The 21,735-nt window shown below is 27.8% G+C and carries 20 protein-coding genes and 1 tRNA gene; 15 read left to right on the top strand and 6 right to left on the bottom strand.

Annotation, left to right across the window (positions count from 1 at the left end; all coding sequences use genetic code 11):
* Nucleotides 1–68: 68 nt before the first annotated feature.
* Nucleotides 69–1,790 carry an apolipoprotein N-acyltransferase gene (gene lnt, locus ACZ5RS_RS10620; protein ID WP_464635225.1) on the bottom strand — a complete coding sequence of 574 codons (1,722 nt, stop codon included), beginning with the start codon at nucleotides 1,788–1,790 and terminating at the stop codon, nucleotides 69–71.
* Between the two features lie 157 nt (nucleotides 1,791–1,947).
* Here lnt and ACZ5RS_RS10615 point away from each other — a divergent pair.
* From ACZ5RS_RS10615 to ACZ5RS_RS10590, 6 genes are all read left to right on the top strand, one after another.
* Nucleotides 1,948–2,020 (top strand) — tRNA-Met (locus tag ACZ5RS_RS10615).
* Between the two features lie 237 nt (nucleotides 2,021–2,257).
* Entirely contained in the window at nucleotides 2,258–2,770 is a 513-nt protein-coding gene (locus ACZ5RS_RS10610; RefSeq protein WP_464635223.1) for a hypothetical protein, read from the top strand.
* A 179-nt stretch (nucleotides 2,771–2,949) separates the two neighbouring features.
* On the top strand, nucleotides 2,950–3,495 hold the full coding sequence (locus ACZ5RS_RS10605) for a glutathione peroxidase (protein ID WP_464635221.1): 546 nt from the start codon (nucleotides 2,950–2,952) through the stop codon (nucleotides 3,493–3,495).
* A 123-nt stretch (nucleotides 3,496–3,618) separates the two neighbouring features.
* Nucleotides 3,619–3,828 carry a zinc ribbon domain-containing protein gene (locus tag ACZ5RS_RS10600; RefSeq protein WP_464635219.1) on the top strand — a complete coding sequence of 70 codons (210 nt, stop codon included), beginning with the start codon at nucleotides 3,619–3,621 and terminating at the stop codon, nucleotides 3,826–3,828.
* Nucleotides 3,829–3,834: 6 nt separating this feature from the next.
* A complete protein-coding gene (locus ACZ5RS_RS10595; RefSeq protein WP_464635217.1) occupies nucleotides 3,835–4,611 on the top strand; it encodes a hypothetical protein in 777 nt (258 codons plus the stop codon).
* A gap of 3 nt (nucleotides 4,612–4,614) precedes the next feature.
* The gene (locus ACZ5RS_RS10590) at nucleotides 4,615–5,187 is read left to right on the top strand and encodes a hypothetical protein (protein ID WP_464635215.1); all 573 of its coding nucleotides are present in this window, start codon (nucleotides 4,615–4,617) and stop codon (nucleotides 5,185–5,187) included.
* A gap of 39 nt (nucleotides 5,188–5,226) precedes the next feature.
* Here ACZ5RS_RS10590 and ACZ5RS_RS10585 read toward each other — a convergent pair whose 3' ends face one another.
* Nucleotides 5,227–5,988: a hypothetical protein gene (locus ACZ5RS_RS10585; protein WP_464635213.1), complete on the bottom strand. Its 762-nt coding sequence runs from the start codon at nucleotides 5,986–5,988 to the stop codon at nucleotides 5,227–5,229.
* A 3-nt stretch (nucleotides 5,989–5,991) separates the two neighbouring features.
* On the bottom strand, nucleotides 5,992–6,663 hold the full coding sequence (locus ACZ5RS_RS10580; protein WP_464635211.1) for a lysophospholipid acyltransferase family protein: 672 nt from the start codon (nucleotides 6,661–6,663) through the stop codon (nucleotides 5,992–5,994).
* Nucleotides 6,664–7,033: 370 nt separating this feature from the next.
* Between ACZ5RS_RS10580 and ACZ5RS_RS10575 the strand changes: the two genes are divergently transcribed.
* The 8 genes from ACZ5RS_RS10575 (at nucleotide 7,034) to ACZ5RS_RS10540 (ending at nucleotide 13,673) form a co-directional block, all read left to right on the top strand.
* Complete coding sequence (locus ACZ5RS_RS10575; protein WP_464638955.1) at nucleotides 7,034–8,092, top strand: BMP family lipoprotein; 1,059 nt, start codon at nucleotides 7,034–7,036, stop codon at nucleotides 8,090–8,092.
* A gap of 93 nt (nucleotides 8,093–8,185) precedes the next feature.
* Nucleotides 8,186–9,703 carry an ABC transporter ATP-binding protein gene (locus tag ACZ5RS_RS10570; RefSeq protein ID WP_464635209.1) on the top strand — a complete coding sequence of 506 codons (1,518 nt, stop codon included), beginning with the start codon at nucleotides 8,186–8,188 and terminating at the stop codon, nucleotides 9,701–9,703.
* A 3-nt stretch (nucleotides 9,704–9,706) separates the two neighbouring features.
* Nucleotides 9,707–10,825, top strand: coding sequence for an ABC transporter permease (locus ACZ5RS_RS10565; RefSeq protein ID WP_464635207.1), 1,119 nt, complete (start codon nucleotides 9,707–9,709; stop codon nucleotides 10,823–10,825).
* Between the two features lies 1 nt (nucleotide 10,826).
* Nucleotides 10,827–11,759 carry an ABC transporter permease gene (locus ACZ5RS_RS10560; RefSeq protein ID WP_464635205.1) on the top strand — a complete coding sequence of 311 codons (933 nt, stop codon included), beginning with the start codon at nucleotides 10,827–10,829 and terminating at the stop codon, nucleotides 11,757–11,759.
* A gap of 81 nt (nucleotides 11,760–11,840) precedes the next feature.
* Nucleotides 11,841–12,119 carry a peptidylprolyl isomerase gene (locus ACZ5RS_RS10555; protein ID WP_464635203.1) on the top strand — a complete coding sequence of 93 codons (279 nt, stop codon included), beginning with the start codon at nucleotides 11,841–11,843 and terminating at the stop codon, nucleotides 12,117–12,119.
* Between the two features lie 2 nt (nucleotides 12,120–12,121).
* Nucleotides 12,122–12,568, top strand: a complete 447-nt coding sequence (gene rnhA, locus ACZ5RS_RS10550) for a ribonuclease HI (protein WP_464635201.1) — start codon at nucleotides 12,122–12,124, stop codon at nucleotides 12,566–12,568.
* Nucleotides 12,569–13,132, top strand: coding sequence for a chromate transporter (locus tag ACZ5RS_RS10545; protein WP_464635199.1), 564 nt, complete (start codon nucleotides 12,569–12,571; stop codon nucleotides 13,130–13,132).
* Nucleotides 13,122–13,673 carry a chromate transporter gene (locus ACZ5RS_RS10540; protein ID WP_464635197.1) on the top strand — a complete coding sequence of 184 codons (552 nt, stop codon included), beginning with the start codon at nucleotides 13,122–13,124 and terminating at the stop codon, nucleotides 13,671–13,673. Before ACZ5RS_RS10545 ends, ACZ5RS_RS10540 begins: the two co-directional genes overlap by 11 nt.
* Here the strand turns inward: ACZ5RS_RS10540 and ACZ5RS_RS10535 are convergent.
* Together ACZ5RS_RS10535 and ACZ5RS_RS10530 are read right to left on the bottom strand one after the other, a co-directional pair.
* Entirely contained in the window at nucleotides 13,666–14,934 is a 1,269-nt protein-coding gene (locus ACZ5RS_RS10535; RefSeq protein WP_464635195.1) for a 2-hydroxyglutaryl-CoA dehydratase, read from the bottom strand. The genes ACZ5RS_RS10540 and ACZ5RS_RS10535 overlap by 8 nt on opposite strands.
* A complete protein-coding gene (locus tag ACZ5RS_RS10530) occupies nucleotides 14,924–17,845 on the bottom strand; it encodes an acyl-CoA dehydratase activase (RefSeq protein ID WP_464635193.1) in 2,922 nt (973 codons plus the stop codon). The genes ACZ5RS_RS10535 and ACZ5RS_RS10530 overlap by 11 nt, the downstream gene beginning before the upstream one ends.
* A gap of 189 nt (nucleotides 17,846–18,034) precedes the next feature.
* Here ACZ5RS_RS10530 and ACZ5RS_RS10525 point away from each other — a divergent pair, with 189 nt between their 5' ends.
* On the top strand, nucleotides 18,035–20,542 hold the full coding sequence (locus tag ACZ5RS_RS10525) for a hypothetical protein (RefSeq protein ID WP_464635191.1): 2,508 nt from the start codon (nucleotides 18,035–18,037) through the stop codon (nucleotides 20,540–20,542).
* On the opposite strand, the gene thiI is transcribed toward ACZ5RS_RS10525, so the two are convergent.
* Nucleotides 20,532–21,731: a tRNA uracil 4-sulfurtransferase ThiI gene (gene thiI / locus ACZ5RS_RS10520; RefSeq protein ID WP_464635189.1), complete on the bottom strand. Its 1,200-nt coding sequence runs from the start codon at nucleotides 21,729–21,731 to the stop codon at nucleotides 20,532–20,534. The genes ACZ5RS_RS10525 and thiI overlap by 11 nt on opposite strands.
* Nucleotides 21,732–21,735 lie beyond the last annotated feature (4 nt).

The raw sequence follows: 21,735 nt of genomic DNA, 5'->3' as shown, positions 1-21,735 counted from the left end.
TAATATTATTTTTCTAATCGTATTATGTATTTTAACACATTTCTAATTAAAAAATCAGTATAAAAAAATTATTTTTTTGTAGGAATTTGTTTAATCCCTTTATCTTTTAAATAATTTCTTTTTAAAAAGTTTTTTCTAGGTTTTTCATCACTTTCTATTTGAGAGTGTTTTTTTCTTTTATTATAAACAAATAGGAAGAATCTAAATATTGCATTTGCTACAACAATTAAAGCAGCTATATAAACTATGTAATCACCATGTTTGGTGTAAAAACTTATATTTTCTTTTGTATTATCATAAATTGGTACATTATAGACTCTATAATTTTCTGTAAAAGGTTCAATAGGTTCTATAACTTCTCCCCATGCAGTAATCAAACAAGTAATCCCACTATTTGTAGATCTTACTACACTTTTTCTGTTTTCTATTGCTCTAAAAGCTCCTAAATACATGTGTTGCTGTTCAGCAGCAATAGATTTAGACCAACTATCATTAGATAAATTTAGTAAAAGAGTCGATCCTCCAAGTACAAATTTTCTACTTATATCAGAAAAAATATCTTCAAAACAAATTGATGTAGAAAATTTTAAACCATTATAATTAAAAACCTTTGAAACATCAGATGGCAACCACCATTTATAATCGTTAGCTTTTAAGAAATCATAAAATTTAGGAAATTGTTTTTGATAGGGGAAATATTCTGTAAAAGGTACTAGGTGTTGTTTTCTATATGTATCTTTTAATTCTCCATTAGCAAAAAGAATTACAGTATTATAATCATCTCTATTCCAGTTACCATTTTCATCAAAAGGAGGTAATCCATTATCTTTTAAAACACCTTCAACATTACCCGTAACTAGTGGGATATCTAGCTCTTTACCAAAACTAACAAAATCATCAACTAGTTTAGATGTTCGTTGACTGCTAGGATATTTAGTATGCCAAGCAACACTTGGTACAAAAGCAGTTTCACTCCACATAACCAAATCAGGATCAAGTTTTAATGACTCTAAGGTTAAATTCTTCATTTTCTCAAAATTACTCTTGTATTGAGTATAACCACCTTCCCAAGTATCAGCATTATGTTGAACTGTTGCAATTTTTACATATCTATCTGGTTCTTTATATTTCCAATAATTAATAGAAGAATATCCATAAATTAACACACAAACCATTATAAACATATAAAGATATATTCCATCTCTTCTTTCTAATAAGAAAGTAGAGACATTCTTATTGTTTTCTCTATTTACTAAATAATTTGCAATAAATGACTGAGGTAAAAATAATAAAAATGAAATACCCCACATTCCAGTAACACTAGCTAATTGAGCAATTACTGGTAGATTTATTGTTGTAGAAGCTAAAGATCCATAAGCATAAGCTAAAAAGCCTTGTTGAACAATATAAGAATATAATACATATCCAATAGCTTGAGCTATGGCCTTAAATTTTTTTGGAAAAACGTAAAATAATTTTAATAAAGGAAAGAAAAATATTAATTGAATACCTTTCGCAATAGGACCAATAAATATTGCTAATGGGTGAAAGGTACTGAGCCAATAATTAAAAATTCCTAAAAAGGTTGCTCCAAAAATAAATCCTAATAAAGGGGTGTATCCCCATTTTGTTCTGTTAACAGCATAAAGCATTGGTATAAAAGCAATAAATGCTAAAATAGGGAACCCTTCATTATCCAGAAAAGAGGGAAAGGCGAAAGCGTAAATAACAGCGGAAAGGATTGTTAAAAATATTTCAAAAGGTAATGAATAAAATTTTCGTTTTTTCATTAAACTGCTCCAATAGACAAGTAATTTTATAAGATAATAACATTATAAAGTCTATTAAGATACTAAATTAATACTTTTTTAAAAAAAATTCATAAAAACTATTGACGAAAATCATAATAAAATATAATGTAGCCAACGTGTTCGAAAGAACAGTTTTGGTGGCATAGCTCAGTTGGTAGAGCAAACGGCTCATATCCGTTTTGTCAGGGGTTCAAGTCCCTTTGCCACTATAGACCTAGTTTAATTACTAGGTCTTTTTTTTTGTCCAAATTTTTAACTTAGTGCATAAGTGTTATAGCTTTCCATAAGTATTTAGTTTTTAATTCTTTATTATATAAGTAATTAAATAATATATTGCTTTTTAAATAAAATTTTTAATAATAATTGTTGACATAAGTTACAAGATATATTATATTTTAAACATAAAGAAACTAAATAACAAAAATAATTAAAAGGAAAACAAAATTATGAAAAAATTATTAACCATCTTAACAGCAGCATTAATCGTATCAGCTTCATTATTTGCAATGGGTCCTGGCTCTTCAGAAATAATTGGACAATCAGCTGATGTACAACTTAAAACAAATATTGCTGAAACACCTGTTTCATATCAATTAGCTTATAACGATGAAGTAATTGCTGATGGTATTGAATCTTATGAAATCGGTGTTCAACCTTTAACAGAAGATGGTTTTACAAAAGAATTTACAGTAGTTGCTACAAGTAATTTAAACTCTGATTTAAAAGTTAATGTTGATGTAACACCTTATTCCTTTAAAACAACCTTAAACAATGGCAATGACAATTATGATTCAAAAATCACTCCTAAAGTAAATACTTCAACAGATATTACAACTTTAACTGCTGGTAAACATGTAGGCTTATTAGTAAATCAATTTAATTTAAGTTGGAAAGGAAATAGTGAGCTTCCAGCTGGAGACTATGTAAGTAACGTAAAAATTGAATATTCAATTCAATAATAATTAACTTGATACTCAATCCAATAAATAGGGTATAAATATATTATAAAGAAACTTGGCAACCTTCGGGTTGCCATCTTTAATTTCTTAAAATTTATTTAAAATTTTCATTGACAAATCTATTATTAATTAGTATTCTTTACCTATTAATAATCAATATTAATAAGAAGGAGAAAAAAATGAATTTATATGATTATGTAGTAAAAGATATGAATAACAATGATGTAGAGTTATCCTCTTATAAGGATAAAGTAGTTTTAGTTATTAATACTGCAACAGAATGTGGCTTTACTCCACAATATGCTCCTCTAGAAAGTTTATATAAGAAATATAAAGATAAAGATCTTGAAATCTTAGATTTTCCATGTAACCAATTTGGTGAACAAGCTCCTGGTAGCATTGATGATATTCATAAATTTTGTACAGGTCGATTCGGAATAACATTCCCACAATTTGCAAAGATTGATGTAAATGGCGAAAATGCTATTGATTTATATAAAGATTTAGTAAAAAACACAACCTTTAATGGTTTTGATAAAGAACATGAGATCACACCAGTTCTTGAAGATTTGTTACCAAAATTTGATAAAGATTATGCTAAGAATAGTAAAATCAAATGGAATTTTACAAAATTCTTATTTGATAGAAATGGTAATTTAATTAAAAGATTTGAACCAACTTATGATCTTGAAAAAGTAGAAAGTGAAATAGCTGCTTTATTATAGAAATAATAAAAATCCTTAGATTTAGTGAATAAAAGTAAAATATCTGTAGTTTTTTTGCTGCAGATATTTTTTTATTTCTATTTATTTATTATACTTAATATAAACAATAATTAGGAGATGTATATGGAAAGAAAACAATATGTATGTCCAAAGTGTGGTTGCACTCATTATCAAACTGATGTATTTCAAGCAACAGGTGGAAATTTTGCAAAGATTTTTGATGTGCAAAATAAGAAATTTGTTACAATAAGCTGTGATAATTGTGGATATACTGAACTATATAAGAAAAACAGTTCTAGTGGTATGAATATTTTAGATTTCTTGTTAAATTAGAGGCATATGATAGGATTTTTTATAAAAAAAGCATTTTTTGATGCTTGGGATAATTTAATTGGTTTAGTTTTGTCTAATTTAGGCTTTTTATTAGTATTAATGGGATTTTCATTTGGAATGCAATATATGAGTTCCTCATTAATTTTAACTTTTTTAATAATTGTAATAGCTTTAGTCTTATTTTCTTTCCACAGTGTTGGGGTTGCAAATATTACTTTAAATTATAGTGATTATAAAAGAGTAGGATTTGCTGGATATAAAGCTGGAATAAAAACATTTACTTCTCATGCTATATTTTTATCAGTAATTAACTTAATGTTAGTTCTTTTAGCAACTGTTGTACTCCCTTTTTATTTAAGTATAACTAGTTTTATTGGACTGTTTTTAGGTGTTATTACTTTTTGGATTTTGATTACTGTATTAATATCAATTCAATATTATTTGCCATTAATGAGTAGATTTACTGGCGATAAACCTCTTAAAACATTTAAAAAATGTTTTATTATGGCAATTGGTAATTTAGGAGTTTCAATATTTTTAGCTGTATTTAATATAATTCAGATTGCTTTAACTCTTGTAACTGCAGGATTATTATTCAACTTTACTGGTATAACTTTAGCAAATCAAATTGCGTTTAAATTATTATTATTAAAATTAGATTGGTTAGAAGAAAATCCAGAAGAAGACATTAAACATGTTAATTGGGATGATATCTTATATGAAGAAAGGGAAAATGTTGGTCATAGATCAATAAAAAATATGATCTTCCCTTGGAAAGATTAATCTATGTCAAAAGAAATAGAATTAAAAGCTCATGTTGATGATTATCAAGCAACTCTAAGTTTATTGAGAGGATCATCTGATATTAGTGATGAGAAATATACTGAAAAATTTGATATCTATTTTTTTAATCCAATAGTTAATCAAGCTTTTAGAGTTAGAAAAGAATTAAAAAAACAAGAAGATACTATTTTAAGTAAAAAAACAATATATACAGTAAAAGATAAATATATTGATAATGGAATAGAGCAAAATACTGAGTTTGAAGTAGATTTAGGGTTTGATGAGTTTAATTCTTCAATTGTATTTTTTGATAAATTAGGCTTTAAAGAATCACATAGAAAAGAAAAAAAAGGTTATTCCTTTATCTATAATAAGTTTGATACTCCTTTGCATATTGAGTTGTTAGAAGTTAATGATTTAGGTTGGTTCTTTGAAATTGAATTTGTAGTAGACGATGAGATTGATGAAATCAACTCAGGAAAACTTGTTAATAATTTATATGAAACTTTAGAAAAATTTAAAATACCATATTCAAATATAGAAAAACGATACTATTCAGAAATGATTATAGATTAAAAGTGAGGCCTTTAAGCAATTAAAGGCCTTATTTATTTATTATATTAATGAGAATAAATTTATAGCTAATAAGCTAATTCCCAAGAGCATAAATATAGAATTTGTTTTTGCTTCACTATCTCCTAAAATAATATAAATAAATGAAGAAATACTCAAAATTATACTACAGAAAATAAAAGAAAAATCATAAGAGCCTATTAGCATTAAAAATGGTAATAAAGAAGTAAAAAACATTTCAATTTTAAAAGCAAACTTTGTTCCAATACCCATACATAATAGGGCTAAAGCAATTAAAATAAAGGATATAAAAATTACTACATTAATATTTTCAGCACCAAAAAGAACTCCAACTAAAAAGTTGATATTCAATAAAATTACCAGTTTAATTGCTTCAGATACCCTAAATAAAGGGTTTCTAACTAAACTTGAAGCATGAAACAAATGATAAACTGCTCTTAGAATATAAAAACCTATTAAAAAAGAAAAAAGCGTTACAATTAATAAACGAGAAAAAGCTGGTGCTGTAAAATTTAAATTTACTCTATGAGATAAAAATAATACTAAGAAAGTAATAGATATCATAGTACTTAAAATATCTACAATAGCATTAAAAGTTGTAGCGGGTTTATAGCTTTTTGTTTTTTTATTGTATTTTGAGATATCATAATTAAATTTAAAACCAGTTCCATTTAATAAAGTACAATTAAAATCGAGCTTTTTAACTTTATCGCTGTGCTGAGATATTTCATCAACTTGATTTTTAAAATCATTAAATAATGCTTTAAGTTCGTTATTATCCATAATTTAACTCCAAAACTTGTTCGTTTTAACATCATCAATTAAGAATGAAATTTTATCTTTTAACTTTTCTAAGATTTGTTTTTCAGCTAATTTCTGATCTGTTTTTGCAAGTTCTTCTTCTTCTTTAAAGTATAATGCTTTACCAATATTTGCATAGTAGTTTTTATTTACTACTGTAATCTTTCTTCTAGCGGTTGTGCTATGTTTATCTTTTACACGTCTTTTAGGTGCTATTAATCCAATAGGTATAATTGGAACTGGATATTTTAAATAAATTCTAGCTATTCCGGCTCTAAAAATATCTAATTCTTCTTGAGTATTTAATCGTCCTTCAGGAAATATATAAACATTATCCCCATCTTTTAAATATTTTACAGCGGCATCAACAACATTATATTTATCTTCCTGTGTTAATGCAGGAATTTGTTCTGTCCAATATAAGAATTTGTTTACATATTTGATAGAAAAACCAGGACCAATTACCATATGAAGTGGTCCTTTAGTTAACGTAGTTACAAAATGAACATCTGATGAAGAAAAATGATTAGAGCAAAAAATCTTTGGTCCTTTTACAAATTCTTCTTCTTTCCAGACATAAAAATCATAGTTAAAATTAAGAGATATTCTTACTATGCTTTTATATATGTTATGTAATATTTTAGCTTTTCGTTTCACGAAATTAATTATTAAATTAAAATTTATAAAAATCAAGATGATTTTATATATTTAAAAAAATTAAATTTGAAAGAAAATTTATGATAAAAACACAAGTATATGTTATAATGCTATTAGATACATAATTATTATAAAAAATTAATTTTTTTTATATATTTGTAAAAAAAAGTATGTTAGTGCAACTTTTTTAAGGTTAGGGTTGGGATATATAAATTTATTAATAAAAAATTGAGGAATATATTTAATTAATAATTAGAAAAGAAAAATAAAGGTTTGACATTATTTTTGTTAATGTTATTATATAAAAATCCACTATTAAATTTAAAGAGGAGAATTAGTAATGAAAAAATTTGCTACTTTACTATGTGCTATGTTAGCACTAGGTTCATTCGCAGTGTTTGCAAATGGACAAGCTGAAGGTACACAATCTTCAGAAACTACTTTAAGAGTTGGTATGGTTACCGATGCTGGAACAATTGATGACAAATCCTTCAACCAAGGAACTTGGGAAGGTATCGTTAGAGCTGGTGATGATTTTGGATTCACTCCAAAATATATTAAACCTGCTGGAACAACTGAAGCTGACTATATTGCTGGTGTTGCTGATTTAGCTGACAGTGGTTATAATATGATTATTACTCCTGGTTATAAATTCGAAACAACTATCTTCAAAGCTCAATCAGATTATCCTGATGTAAAATTCGTTTTATTAGATGGTGTTCCACATGCTGGTGATTATAATGTTGTAATTAAAGATAACACAGTTGCTGTATCATGGGCAGAACAAGAATCAGGTTTCGTAGCTGCTATTGCTGCTGCATTAAAGATGCCTAATAGTAAATTTGGTTTTGTTGGTGGTATGGAAATTCCTGCAGTTCAAAAGTTTAACTGGGGCTGGCAACAAGGTATTAAATATGCAAACGAAAATTTAGGTACTAACGTATCAATCGCACAAGAAGACTGCTTATACTCAGGTTCATTCAGTGATGTAGCTTTAGGACAACAAATGGCTGCAACAATGTTTGACAGAGGTGTTGATGTAATATTCGCAGCAGCTGGTGGTGTTGGTGTTGGTGTTATTAACGAAGGTAAATCTCAAAGAACTGCTGGAAATGATAAATGGGTAGTTGGTGTTGATATTGACCAATATGCTGATGGTTTAATGCCTAATGGTGAATCATGTATCTTAACTTCTGCTATGAAATATTTAGATAGAGCATCATATGATATGATCAAAGATGTTTTAGAAGATAAATTCCCTGGCGGACAATCACTTGTTTTAACAGCTAAGGAAGATGGTGTTGGTATTCCTACTAACAATCCTAACTTATCAGCTGATATTCAAGCAAAATGTGATGATGTATATTCACAAATGAAATCTGGTAGCATCTCTGTTGCTGCTGAACAACTTCCTGGCCTATGGAAGTAAGCATTTAATTGCCATTATCAAGGCCACCATTATATTTGGTGGCCTTGTATGTATTAAGCAATTATATGTATTTTTACACACTAGGAGATATATATGGATTATTCAATTGAAATGCTTCATATTCGAAAAGAATTTCCAGGGATTGTTGCTAATGATGATATAACTTTACAAGTTAAAAAAGGCGAAATCCATGCAATTCTGGGTGAAAATGGTGCAGGAAAATCAACTTTGATGAGCATTCTATTTGGTTTGTATAAAGCAGATAGAGGTGAGATTAAAATTAATGGTGAAACTGTTGAAATTAATAACCCTAATGATGCAACAGCTCATAAAATTGGAATGGTACATCAACACTTTCAATTAATTGAGAATTATACTGTTACTGAAAATATCATTTTAGGGAAAGAAGGCAGTTTTATACTGAACAAGAAGGATGCTTCTCAACGCATCAAAGATTTATCTGATAGATATGGGTTAAATATTGATCCTGATAGTGTCATCGAAGATATAACAGTTGGTATGCAACAACGTGTTGAAATATTAAAAATGTTATATGTTGATGCAGATATCTTAATTTTTGATGAACCCACAGCTGTTTTAACTCCACAAGAAATTGATGACTTATTAGAAATTATGAGAGGTCTAAAAAAAGAAGGTAAATCTATTCTTTTAATTACTCATAAATTAGATGAAATAAAAGCTGTAGCAGATAGATGTACTATTATCAGACGTGGAAAAATGATTGATGTTGTTGATGTTGATAGTATTTCTCAAGCTGAAATGGCAGCTTTAATGGTTGGCCGTCCTGTTAACTTTAAAGTAGTAAAAGATGAAGCAAAACCAGGTAAACCAATTTTAGAAGTTAAAAATCTAAATGTATTAAATGCAAAGAAAATTCTTGGTGTAAAAGATTTTTCACTCTCGGTAAGAGAAGGGGAAATCGTTGGTATTGCAGGTGTTGATGGAAATGGTCAATCTGAATTAATTGAAGCTATTACTGGTTTAAGAAAAATTGAAAATGGCCAAGTTATTGTAAATGGAAAAGACATTACTCATGTTCCAATTCGTGAAAGAAATGAAGCAGGCTTAGGTCATGTTCCTGAAGATAGACAAAAACGTGGTTTGGTTTTAGATTATAATTTAAAAGATAACTTTGTTATTAAAGATTATTATCATAAACCTTTTAGTAAAAAAGGTATTTTACAACAAAGCGTTATGCAATCTTATGGCCAAAATATTATTGATACTTTTGATGTTAGATCTGGTGAAGGTTTATCATCCGTTGCTGGAACTCTTTCTGGAGGAAATCAACAAAAAGCAATTGTTGGTAGAGAAATTATTGGTAATCCAAAGTTATTAATAGTAGTTCAACCAACTAGAGGTTTAGATGTTGGTGCAATAGAATTTATTCATAAACAAATTGTTGCACATAGAGATGCTGGCAATGCAGTATTACTTGTTTCTTTTGAATTAGATGAAATCTTTAATTTATCAGATAGAATTGCTGTTATAAGTGATGGTAAATTGATGGATATTGTAAATACTAAAGAAACTGATGAAAGAGCTGTAGGTCTAATGATGGCTGGTGTTTCCTCAAAAGGAGATAAGTAAGATATGAGTACTAAAGTGAAAAAAGAATTAAAAAGTAATGACTTTATTATAGCTATTAGTGCTGTAATTTTAGGTTTAATTGCTGGTTCTATATTAATATTAATAATTGGAGAAAATCCTATTTCTGCTTTTAGATATCTATTTAAAGGCGCATTGATGAATGTTAGACGTACTGGAACAACTTTAGCAATTACAACTACATTAATGTTAGTAGGTTTATCAATTGCTTTTGCATTTAAAACAGGACTATTTAACATTGGTGCTTCAGGACAAATCTTAGCTGGTGGTGTTGTTGGTACAACAGTAGCATTTGCTACAAATTTACCTCATGTACCTACAATTTTCTTAATCATAATTAGTGGATTCTTAGCTGGTGCAATTTGGGGTTTAATTCCTGGTTTATTAAAAGCATTTTTTAATGTTCATGAAGTTGTTTCAACAATCATGATGAACTGGATTGCTTATTGGAGTGTTTATTACTTTGTTCCTGCATTCTTAAAAGGGCCATCATTAGAGACTGAAAGTGCTATGTTACCTTATGAAAAAACATTAAGAGTAGAATGGCTTACAAAAATATTTAATGGATCAAACTATATTAATACAGGTCTTTTTGTAGCAATAATTGCTGTAATTGTTATTAAATTTATTATGGATAAGACTACATTAGGTTATGAATTAAAAGCAGTTGGTTATAATAGATTTGGTGCTGAATATGCTGGTATTAAAGTTAATAGATCTGTTGTATTATCAATGATGATTGCAGGTGGATTAGCAGGTCTTGCTGGTGTTGCATATTATTGTGGTTATTCAGGAAAAATACAAATTGGTGTTTTACCTTCACAAGGATTTGATGGTATCGCAGTTGCATTATTAGGAGCAAGTTCTCCAATAGGAGTTGTTTTCTCCTCAATATTCTTTGGAATTCTACAAGCTGGTAAAGGTTTTATGAGTGGTAATACTTTTGTTCCACCAGAAATTGCTGATACTATTATTGCTGTAATAATTTATTTTACTGCAACTAGTGTTATGTTTAAAAAATTCTGGGATAAGAAATTTAAGAAAATTAATGAAAAACGAAATATAAAAATGGCAGATTCAAATGCTGTAGAGGAGGATGCTTAATATGTGGGATACTATTACTCAAATTGCTCCATACGCAGTTGCATATACAATTCCTTTGTTAATGGGATCTTTAAGTGGTCTAGTTAGTGAAAGAAGTGGTGTTGTTAATTTATGTGTTGAAGGATATATGTTAGTTGGTTATTTCATAAGTGCATTAACTATATCAGTTTTACAACCAATAATTGGTAATTCTGCTTTATTAATTGGTTTGATTGTTGCTATGGTTGGTGGTGCTATATTCTCATTATTACATGCTTTTGCATCTATTAGTTTAAAAGCTGACCAAGTTATTAGTGGTACAGCAGTTAATTTAATTGCAACTGCTGTTACAGTATATATTGCTAGAACTGTTACAGGTTCAGGAAATATTTCAATTATGTTAGGTATTGTAAGAAGCGATGTTCCTCTCTTACATAGTATTCCAATTTTAGGTAAATTAATTTTTACAAATACATATTGGAGTACTTGGTTATGTCTAGGTATTTGGGGTTTCTTCTGGTGGTTATTATATAAAACAAGTTTTGGCTTAAGATTAAGAGCTTGTGGTGAACATCCATCCGCAGTTGCTTCTGCTGGTATTAATGTACATAAAATGAGATATATTGCTGTTATGTTATCTGGAGCTTTAGGTTCCTTAGCTGGTGGTGTTATGATTGTAACTTATAGTGGTGAATTTAATGGATCTGTTGCTGGTCTTGGATTCTTAGCTGTTGCAGCTATGATTTTTGGTCAATGGAAACCATTAGGAATTTTAGGAGCAACTTTCTTCTTTGGTATTGCTACCACCATTGGTAACGTATCACAATTATTCTCATCCTTATCTTCCTTCCCACCAGTAATATTTAAGGTTTTCCCTTACGCTGTTACTTTGGTTGCTCTAGTACTATTTAGTAAAAGTAGTGCAGCTCCAAAAGCTGATGGTGAACCTTTTTAATAGGATTGTTAATAATAATAAATTAGTATATTATAATAGAGACTTAAATTTTAGGTCTCTATTTTTTTGTGGAGTTATTAGATGGAATTTCGTGCATCTCATATATTAGTAAAAGATAAGGCTCTAGCTCAAAAAATTGCAACTGAAGCAAAATCTGGTGTAAATTTTGCAACATTAGCTAGAAAGTATTCTACTTGTCCTTCAAAAAGTAAAGGAGGGGATTTAGGCTGGTTTAAACCAGGACAAATGGTACCTCCTTTTGAAAATGCTGTAAAAAAATTAGCTTATAATAGAATTAGTGATCCAGTGAGAACACAATTTGGCTATCATATAATAAAAAAAACTGGAGTTAAAGATTAATTATGGATGAAATAATTATATACACAGATGGTGGTTGTAAAGGTAATCCTGGAGTTGGTGCTTGGGCTTTTGTAATGTATAGTGGTACTCAATTTATAACCGAACAAAGTGCTGGTTTAAAATATACTACTAATAATCAAATGGAATTAACTGCAGTAATTGTAGCATTAAAAACATGTTTAACAACTAATCCTAAAAAAATTATATTACATACAGATAGTCAATATGTAAAAAACGGTATTACTACTTGGGTACACAATTGGAAGAAAAATGGTTGGAAAACAGCAAATAAGAAACCTGTAAAAAATAAAGAATTATGGGTGGAATTAGATGCTCTTAATTCACAGTTAAATGTTGAATATAAATGGGTTAAAGGTCATGCTGGAATTGAATTAAATGAAAGATGTGATACTTTAGTAAATATCGAAATGGATAAATTGAGTATTTAAATGAAAAATAAAGATGTTCCCTTATTATCTATTTTTTGGTCTTTTTTTTCTGTAGGTTTAATAACTTTTGGAGGAGGCTATGCAATGCTTCCTTTTTTAGAAAGAGAAATATGTGATAAGAAAAATTGGATTACTAGTGATGATTTGTTTGATTTTTATGCACTAGGACAATGTACTCCTGGTATTATTGCAATAAATGTATCAACTTATATAGGCTATGATAAAAGAGGGTTGTTAGGGGCTATTTTTGGCTCAATTGGAATAATAGCTCCTTCTGTAATAATTATTACAGTAATAAGTGCATTATTTATGAACTTTCAATCTAATGTATATGTAATTGCAGCGATTTCCGGTATAAAAGTAGTTGTTTGTGCAATTATGACTCATACAATATATAAATTAGTTAAAAAAAGTATTGTTGATAAAGCTACGTTTGTATTATTTCTTTTAGCTTTAGTTGCGCTTTTCCTTTTCAATGTAAATATTATAATCTTAATAATTTGCTCAATTATTTTAGGTATTTTAATTAGAAAAATACAAAGGAAAATTAAACATGTTAAATAATTTATGTATGCTTTTCTTTGAATTTTTCAAAATTGGATTGTTTACTATTGGAGGAGGTTTAGCTTCAATTCCATTTCTAAATAATCTTTCACAAATACATCCAGAGTGGATAACTCAAGTAGATATTTCAAACATGATAGCTATAAGCCAATCAACTCCTGGACCAATGGGTGTAAATATGGCAACTTTTACTGGCTACAAAGTAGCTGGTATATTAGGTGGAGTAGTTGCTAGTATCGCTTTAGCATTACCTGCATTTATTATCATAATAATAATATCAAAATATTTAAAAAGCTTTAATGAAAAATGGTATGTAAAAGACGCAATGTATGGACTAAGAAGTATAGTTTTAGCATTAATTATTTTTGCTGTATCAAAAGTCTTTATCATAACTTTATTAAATGCTGATTATTCAGTTAAATATTTAGAAGTTGTTCTTTATCTAATTTTTGTAGTTTTATATAAGAAAATAAAATTGCACCCGATGATCTACATTGTAGCAGGTGCAATTATTGGTATTATATTTCATTTACCTAGTTAATTGATTTTTCCATGTTTTCTTTTGCAATTGACAACATAAGCTTAATTCTATTTTCTTGGTTTACTTTAGTTGCTGATGGATCATAATCAATTGGAACAATATTTGTATCTTTAGCTCTTTCGCTGATGCTTCTAATCATACCTTTACCGGCTATATGGTTAGGTAAGCATCCAAAAGGCTGAGCACAAATAATATTTTTATATCCCAATTCACTTAATTCTAGCATTTCACTAGTTAAGAGCCAGCCTTCACCCATTTTTACTCCATGGTCAATTATCCCGTTACAAAGGGACTTCATATGAGCAAAACCTTTTGGTAAAGTAAATTTATCAGTAACACGGTTAACATTTTTATAAATCATATTTTCAAAAGCTTCAATAATAGTTAATCCAAGTTTTCTAATAGGGTAAGAAACAATTCTCTTAAATCCACCATAGTATCTAATATCATATTTAGCATTTTCCATCCCATACAAGAAGAAACCTAATAGTGATGGTATCATTACTTCACAACCTTGTTCTTCTAAGAAATCCTGTAAGTGATTATTCCCCAAAGGTGCAAATTTAATAAATATTTCACCTACAATACCAACTTTAATTTTATTAGTTTTATTAATTGGAATATTAGTAAAATCTTTAGTAATTCCCATAAGGTTTCTTTTCATTGCCCAACCGATATATCCACTATTATTTTTAAACTTATTAGATAATAAATCTATCCATTTATTAACAATTGCTTCTGTTTCACCTTTATTTACTTCATAAGGACGAGTTTGATTACTTAATAGAGTTAATAAATCTCCATAAACAATACCAGCAAAAGCTTGTAATATAATTCTTGGTGTTAATTTAAAGCCTGGATTCTTCTCTAGGCCAAAGGATAATGAGATTACTGGAATATATTCTAAATTAGCTCTTTCTAAAGCTTTTCTTAGTAAGAAAATATAATTACTTGCTCTACATCCTCCACCAGTTTGTGTAATAACTAAAGCTATTTTATGTTTATCATACTTGCCACTATTAATTGCATCAAGCATTTGTCCTATAACCAATTGAGCAGGGTAACACATATCATTGTGCACATATTTTAATCCTTCTTGAATAACTGAAGGTCCTTCATTGGTTAAAAGTTCAGCTTTATAGCCATTATTAGTAAAAACTTCTTTTATGATTTCAAAGTGAATTGGCAACATTTGAGGGAGTAAAAGAGTATAATCTTTTTTCATTTTTTTAGTAAAAATGACTCTATTTTCATTTTTCATTTTTATCCTCCTTAATTGCTGCTAATAAACTTCTTAGACGAATTCTAACAGAACCAAGGTTTGCAATCTCATCAATCTTTAATTGAGTATAAATTTTATTTTTTTCTCTTAAGATTTCTTTAACTTCATCTGCTGTAACTGCATCAAGACCACAACCAAAAGATACTAATTGAACAATATTCATATCATCTTGCTCATTTACATAATGAGATGCTAAATACATTCTGTTGTGATATGTCCATTGATTTAAAACATTAAAAGATTTTTTATCAATATATGGTGCAAGTGAATCTTCACTAATAATTGCACACCCTAACTGAAGAATTAATTCATCAATTCCATGGTTTACTTCAGGATCAATATGATAAGGACGCCCGCAGAGAACAATTATTTGCATATTTTTTTCTCTAGCTAGTTTTATTATTTCTTGACCTTTAGTAATAATGTTATTTCTGTACTCATTTTGAGCCTTGTATGCTGAATTAGTAGCTAGAATAAGTTCTTTATTATTAAATTTTCCATATTTTTTCATTATTAATTTCAAGCGCTTAAAAAATTTATTTTTATTAGCAAGAGAAATATATTCATTAATAAAAGTAACATTACTTTCATCAAGCTGAGGTGTATTTTTAGAAATTACTTCACCATAATAAGCAACAACTGGACAATTGAAATTATTATCTGACTTTTTCTCATCTACATTAAACGTTGAGTTAGGGAAAAAGATTTTATCAACACCCATTTCTATTAATTCTATTACATGACCATGGACTAGTTTAGCAGGGTAACAAATAGTGTCGCTTGGAACCTGACTTTGACCTTTTAGATAAGTATCTCTTTTAGAAAAAGGGGATAGATAAACTTCAAAACCAAGTTCTGTAAATAAAGTATAATAGAAAGGAGCTAATTCTATCATAGATAGAGCTAATGGGATACCAAGTTTCCCTCTAGTTCCTTTTTGTGGTTTTAAATTATTAATATAGTTTTGTTTATATTTAAATATATTTAATAATTCACTATCTTCTATAAAATTATCAGGATTAGTAAATCTTTCACATTTATTTCCACTAATTAATATTCTATTATTATCAAATTTATTAATTGTTAATTGGCAATGATTTGTACAACCTTTACAAACTCTAGTAGTAGTGTTGTGAGTAAAATTGGCTAATTGCTCTAATGATAATATGGTAGTTTCAATATCATCAGTTGCATCTTGTTCTTTTGCAAATAATGCACAACCAAAAGCTCCCATTAAACCTGCTTCTTTACATCTTGTTACATTAAGATTTAATTCCATTTCAAATGCTCTTAAAACAGCATCATTTAAGAAGGTTCCACCTTGTACAACAATATGCTCGCCAAGGCCAGTATTTGTTCTTATAACTTTATAGAGTGCATTTTTAACAACAGAGATTGCTAAACCAGCAAAAATATCTTCAATTTGTGCTCCATCTTTTTGAGCTTGCTTAACACTGGAGTTCATAAATACTGTACATCTAGAGCCTAAATCAACAGGATGCTTTGAATTTAAAGCTAAAGTTGAAGCTTCTTCAGTACTATAGCCTAAAGCTTGGAAGAAAGTCTGTAAAAACGAGCCACAGCCTGAGGAACAAGCTTCATTTAGGAAAATATCATCTATAACTCCATCGACAATTTTAAAGCATTTTATATCTTGCCCGCCGATATCGATTATAAAATCAGTATCTTTGTCAAAATATTTAGCAGCTTTATAGTGTGCCATAGTTTCAACTAATGAATATTCTAGATTAAATGCTTTTTTAATTAATATTTCACCATATCCTGTTGAACAACCTTTTTTTAAGTTAATATTTGGATATTGAGAAATAAATGAATTTAAAAATTCTCTAACAGCTTCAACAGGATTACCTTTATTTGGTTGATACCTTGTATGAAGTAAATTATTTTCTTCATCTATTATGCACATTTTTATTGTAGTAGAACCTGAATCAATACCTAAATAAGCATTTCCACTATATTGTTTTGGATCTTTATATTTCAATGAAGCCTTGGAATGACGTTTTCTAAATTCATGAAGTTCCATATCATCTTTAAATAATGCTGGTAAACTATGATATGTGCCAACAACATTAGTATTTTTCAATAGAGAAATTAAAGAATTTATATTAAAACTTTCATTTGCACCGAGCGCAGTACCTAAGGCAACATAATATAGAGAATTTTCAGGACATAAACCTTTTGTATTAAGAGTCTTATCAAAGCAATCTCTTAAAACACTCATAAATGTTAAAGGTCCACCAAGATAAACAATATTTCCTTTTATAGGACGCCCTTGAGCTAAGCCTGAAATTGTTTGGTTTACAACTGCTTGAAAAATAGAAAGCACAATGTCTGGTTTTTTTGCACCTTGGTTAATTAACGGTTGAATATCACCTTTAGCAAATACCCCGCATCTAGATGCAATAGGGTAAGAGATTGACGCTCTTTTAGCAATCTCATTTAAATCTTCAGTTTGAAGATCTAAAAGGGTCGCCATTTGATCTATAAAACTACCAGTACCACCGGCACATGTACCATTCATTCTTACTTCTAAATTACCATTTAGAAATAAAATTTTAGCATCTTCACCGCCAAGTTCAATGACAACATCAGTATCTTTATAAAATTCTAAAATAGAAGTTCTTGTAGCATAAACTTCCTGAATAAATGGGATATCAAGTCTATTTGCCATTCCCATACCAGCTGAACCTGTCAATGAAATATTTATATCTTCAGAATCAATTAAGTTTTTTACTGTTTCTAATAAAATAATTGTAGTTTCTTGTATTTTCGAAAAGTGTCGTTTATATGTTTTAAAAATTATTTTATTGTTACTATCAATTAATACACATTTAATTGTTGTTGATCCTATGTCTAACCCTAACCTCATATATATTCCTTATATTAATCGATTATATTAATCGCAACATCTTACATTATTACAAAATATACTAAAAATGTCAGATTAATAATAGCTATTTAGTTAAAAAAATTCAAATATACTTCTTTTTTATAATAAATATGATATTATATGTATGTGAAAAAAAGTATCTATTTAATAATAATTTTGTTATTTTCGTTGAGTAATATTTATAGTAGTGTTTATGATTCTAATCAAGCACTTAAAGAATTAAATACTGAACATTTTAATATTGTATTTGATGAAACTTCTATAAATGAAGCTCTAATAGTTTATGATAATTGTGAAGATTTATATTCATCAATTAGTAATTTTTATAATTTAAAAAGAACTCAAATTATTGATGTGGCAATAACTAGTGATATACAAAATTATAATGCTTATTTTTCACTCAATCCAAACCCTAGAATAGTTTTATATAATACTATTGCTGTTAATAATGATTTTAATGTTTTCTCATCTGATTTGTTATTAAATACTTTTAAACATGAATTAACTCATGCATTAACCAAAATGGGTGAAAATAATATATTTAGAGAATTTTTTTCTCAGGGGTTATCTTTTTCAATGTTTAACATGACCAAGTTTAATTCAGAAGGTCTTGCAGTAATTAGTGAAAGTCAAAATGGAGAAGGTCGATTAAATAATGCCTATTATAAATCTAGAATTTTAGAAATATTATTAGAGAATAAATTTTTAAAATATAATGAAGTTCAAGGGAACAGGGATATATATCCCTCTGATGTATTTTATCTATTTGGATCTTTTTTTAATCAATACTTAATTGATACTTATGGATTAGAAAAATTCCAAAATTATGTTAAAGAATTAAATACTCCAAATCTCTTATTTTTAGATGCCAATTATAGTTTTAAAAAAGTTTATTCCAAAGATGTATATCATGTTTGGCAAGAATTTAAATTATCTTTTATTGCCCCAAAAACTAAAGATATTAATTGTGTTGAATATGATTATTTGCCAAGTTTTATATTTAGAGATAATAATTCAGTTTTAGTTGCTCAGCTTAGAAATGATAGTATAAAAGATGTTGAAACAGGAAAAACTCTTATTAAAAATCTTGATAATACATATTGGGCTACAGCTAATGAAAATAATATAATCTTAAGCGCATATAAAAGAGATAGATTAATCAAGACTAATACAATTGTAATAGATAGAAATAATAATAAAACAGAATTAGATATAAAGAATTTTAGAATGGCTATTGCTTACAATGATTATATTATTGGAATCTATAATGAAGGACAAAAACAATATATAGCTTTTGTAAAAAATGACCTTATTGAAAAGAAAATAAGTGTAAATGATAATGAATTTATTCAAAAAATAGATATTTTAAATGATAAGATTGTTTATTTATCACATACTAATGAAAAATATAAAATTAATATTATATTAGAGGATAACAAGTTTAAATCATATGATATTGATAATGTAGAAATTATAGATTTTTCTATATCTTACGATAATAAGAAAATAATTTTAAATACAGTAAAAAACAATCAATTACCAAGATTAGCATATATTGATTTAAAAAATGATCAATTATATATAAATGATTTTGATATGGTAGGTGGGGTTTTTAATCCAATTGTTATTGATGATGAAGTTTATTACATTTCAAAATTCTTTGAAACAAACAAATTAAGAAAAACTAATTTTAATGAATTTGATTTTACTAAACATCCAATTAACATTAATGAGACTTTAATTGAAAACAAAAATATACCTAATTATGATTTATTAACTTTTAAGAATTATAACAAATTTAAATATATTTTTGATGGATCATTAATTGCTTATGTTTTACCAAATGAGGATTTTAAAACGTTCAATGGGAATATATATTTTGAAAGTATTGATCCATCTGAATCTTTAAATGCTAGAATTTTATTTAATAGTGATTTATATGGAGATTTTAATTCTCACTTGATTTTACAGTTTTATAATGAGACAGGAAATATATCAAATACTTTTTCACTATTAGCTGATGCCCCTTTAAAAACTTTAACCGTTGCAGTACCAAATGTTAGAATTGATTACATTTATAGAAGAATTTTTGATTTAATGAATAACAATTTAGTTTTCTTAAGTACAGAGCAAGGTTTATTTTTGAACAATATTAATTATAGTAGCTCTTATCAATTAGGGTTTAGTCATTCAAGAAGTATTGGTCCAAATTTAGATAATCTTTTTAGGTATCAGTTTTATTATCAATTTGATTCTATTATTGATTATTTAAATAATGATTTTGCATATAGAAATGTTCTATCTGCTGATATTCGATTCCCATATTTATTACCTAATTTAAAAGCTAATAATATAACTTTGAATTTACCTTTCAAGCTATCATATAAATTTATAATAAATAACCAAGCAAAAATTGCTCACGAATTAAACTTATCAGTTCTATTATATAAGCAAAATATTCAATCATCTTTTACCAAATTGCCGTTTTATTTAAATAATATTCAAGTATATTTGGAATATAAATACCCAGGACTAGTAAACCTTTATACATTGTTTGGAGGATCAATTACACAAACAAATTTAAATTTAACAAAGTTTTATCCTGGGTTTAAATATTCATATGGAGTATTATCTAATACTTTTAAATATGAAATTGGATTATATTCTAGTTTTTAGCAGAAACTTTTTCTTTACCTGTTGCATAAAAGTCAAAAGTCTCTGTTTCTTCAACAGCTTTAACCAATAACTCATCAATTTGCATTTCATTATAGTGTTGAGTCTCAATTTCAACATTTGGTCTAGTTAATGGATGCTTAGGACTAAATATAACACAACAATCTTCATAAGGCAAAATTGAAGTCTCATATGTATCAATATCTTCAGCAATACTCATAATCTCTTCTTTATTCATACCAACTAACGGTCTAATAATGAGCATAGGAGTAGTAGAATCAGTAAAAGCCATAGAATCAAGAGTTTGACTTGCTACTTGAGATAATGCTTCTCCTGTAACTAAACAAGTTCCAGCATTTTTTTCAGCAAGCATTGTAGCTACTTTCATCATACAAGCTCTAAACATAAGAGTTGTTTCATCTACATTACTATGAGCTTTAATCCACAATTGTTGATCTGTAAAAGGAACAACATGTAATCTAGTACCTTGTAAATATGGAGCAATTTTTGATGCTAGAATTTTAACTTTTTCTAATGCTTTATCTGAAGTATAAGGGTAAGCATGGAAATAAATACATTCCATTTTTAATCCTCTACTTGCCATTTTATATCCTGCAACAGGACTATCTATACCACCAGATAATAACAACATTCCTTTTCCTGCAGTTGTTACAGGAAGTCCATTAGGACCTTTTTTCTCTTTAGTATAAATATATGCTTTATTTCTAACTTCAATGTGCAAAATATTATCAGGATTTTTTAAATCAACAGTTAATTTTGGAAATTTTTCATGTACATTTTTGGCTAATTCACAGCTTAAATCATAAGAACTTAATTCAAAGTTTTTATCACTACGTTTTGCTGCAACTTTAAAAGTTCCTTCTTCGCTGAAAGGATATTCTTCTAATAATTGATTAACTGTTTCTTTAATTATTTCAATATCTTTATTACATCTAACACATTTAGCAAAACCAACAACGCCAAAAGTTGTTGAAAAAGCTAATTCACACTGCTCGTCACTACAAGCACTATCAATTTCAAAATATAAACGACCTTTTTGTTTTGTGACCACATTATGGAAAGGTCTTAATTTTAATTTTATATTATTCTTTAATTTTTTCTCAAAAAAAGGTCTATTTAAACCTTTAAGAGATATTTCACCTAATCTAATTAAATATAATTTGGTTTCCACGTTA

This window comes from Pleomorphochaeta caudata (assembly GCF_055395745.1).
The sequence above is the reverse complement of the archived record's forward strand: the minus strand, read 5'-3'. Positions and strand labels throughout refer to the sequence as shown.

Bases quoted from the DNA above. Each gene is read 5' to 3' on its own strand.
- lnt (WP_464635225.1), bottom strand. From the start codon at position 1,790: ATGAAAAAACGAAAATTTTATTCATTACCTTTTGAAATATTTTTAACA.
- ACZ5RS_RS10610 (WP_464635223.1), top strand. From the start codon at position 2,258: ATGAAAAAATTATTAACCATCTTAACAGCAGCATTAATCGTATCAGCT.
- ACZ5RS_RS10605 (WP_464635221.1), top strand. From the start codon at position 2,950: ATGAATTTATATGATTATGTAGTAAAAGATATGAATAACAATGATGTA.
- ACZ5RS_RS10600 (WP_464635219.1), top strand. From the start codon at position 3,619: ATGGAAAGAAAACAATATGTATGTCCAAAGTGTGGTTGCACTCATTAT.
- ACZ5RS_RS10595 (WP_464635217.1), top strand. From the start codon at position 3,835: ATGATAGGATTTTTTATAAAAAAAGCATTTTTTGATGCTTGGGATAAT.
- ACZ5RS_RS10590 (WP_464635215.1), top strand. From the start codon at position 4,615: ATGTCAAAAGAAATAGAATTAAAAGCTCATGTTGATGATTATCAAGCA.
- ACZ5RS_RS10585 (WP_464635213.1), bottom strand. From the start codon at position 5,988: ATGGATAATAACGAACTTAAAGCATTATTTAATGATTTTAAAAATCAA.
- ACZ5RS_RS10575 (WP_464638955.1), top strand. From the start codon at position 7,034: ATGTTAGCACTAGGTTCATTCGCAGTGTTTGCAAATGGACAAGCTGAA.
- ACZ5RS_RS10570 (WP_464635209.1), top strand. From the start codon at position 8,186: ATGGATTATTCAATTGAAATGCTTCATATTCGAAAAGAATTTCCAGGG.
- ACZ5RS_RS10565 (WP_464635207.1), top strand. From the start codon at position 9,707: ATGAGTACTAAAGTGAAAAAAGAATTAAAAAGTAATGACTTTATTATA.
- ACZ5RS_RS10560 (WP_464635205.1), top strand. From the start codon at position 10,827: ATGTGGGATACTATTACTCAAATTGCTCCATACGCAGTTGCATATACA.
- ACZ5RS_RS10555 (WP_464635203.1), top strand. From the start codon at position 11,841: ATGGAATTTCGTGCATCTCATATATTAGTAAAAGATAAGGCTCTAGCT.
- rnhA (WP_464635201.1), top strand. From the start codon at position 12,122: ATGGATGAAATAATTATATACACAGATGGTGGTTGTAAAGGTAATCCT.
- ACZ5RS_RS10545 (WP_464635199.1), top strand. From the start codon at position 12,569: ATGAAAAATAAAGATGTTCCCTTATTATCTATTTTTTGGTCTTTTTTT.
- ACZ5RS_RS10540 (WP_464635197.1), top strand. From the start codon at position 13,122: ATGTTAAATAATTTATGTATGCTTTTCTTTGAATTTTTCAAAATTGGA.
- ACZ5RS_RS10535 (WP_464635195.1), bottom strand. From the start codon at position 14,934: ATGAAAAATGAAAATAGAGTCATTTTTACTAAAAAAATGAAAAAAGAT.
- ACZ5RS_RS10530 (WP_464635193.1), bottom strand. From the start codon at position 17,845: ATGAGGTTAGGGTTAGACATAGGATCAACAACAATTAAATGTGTATTA.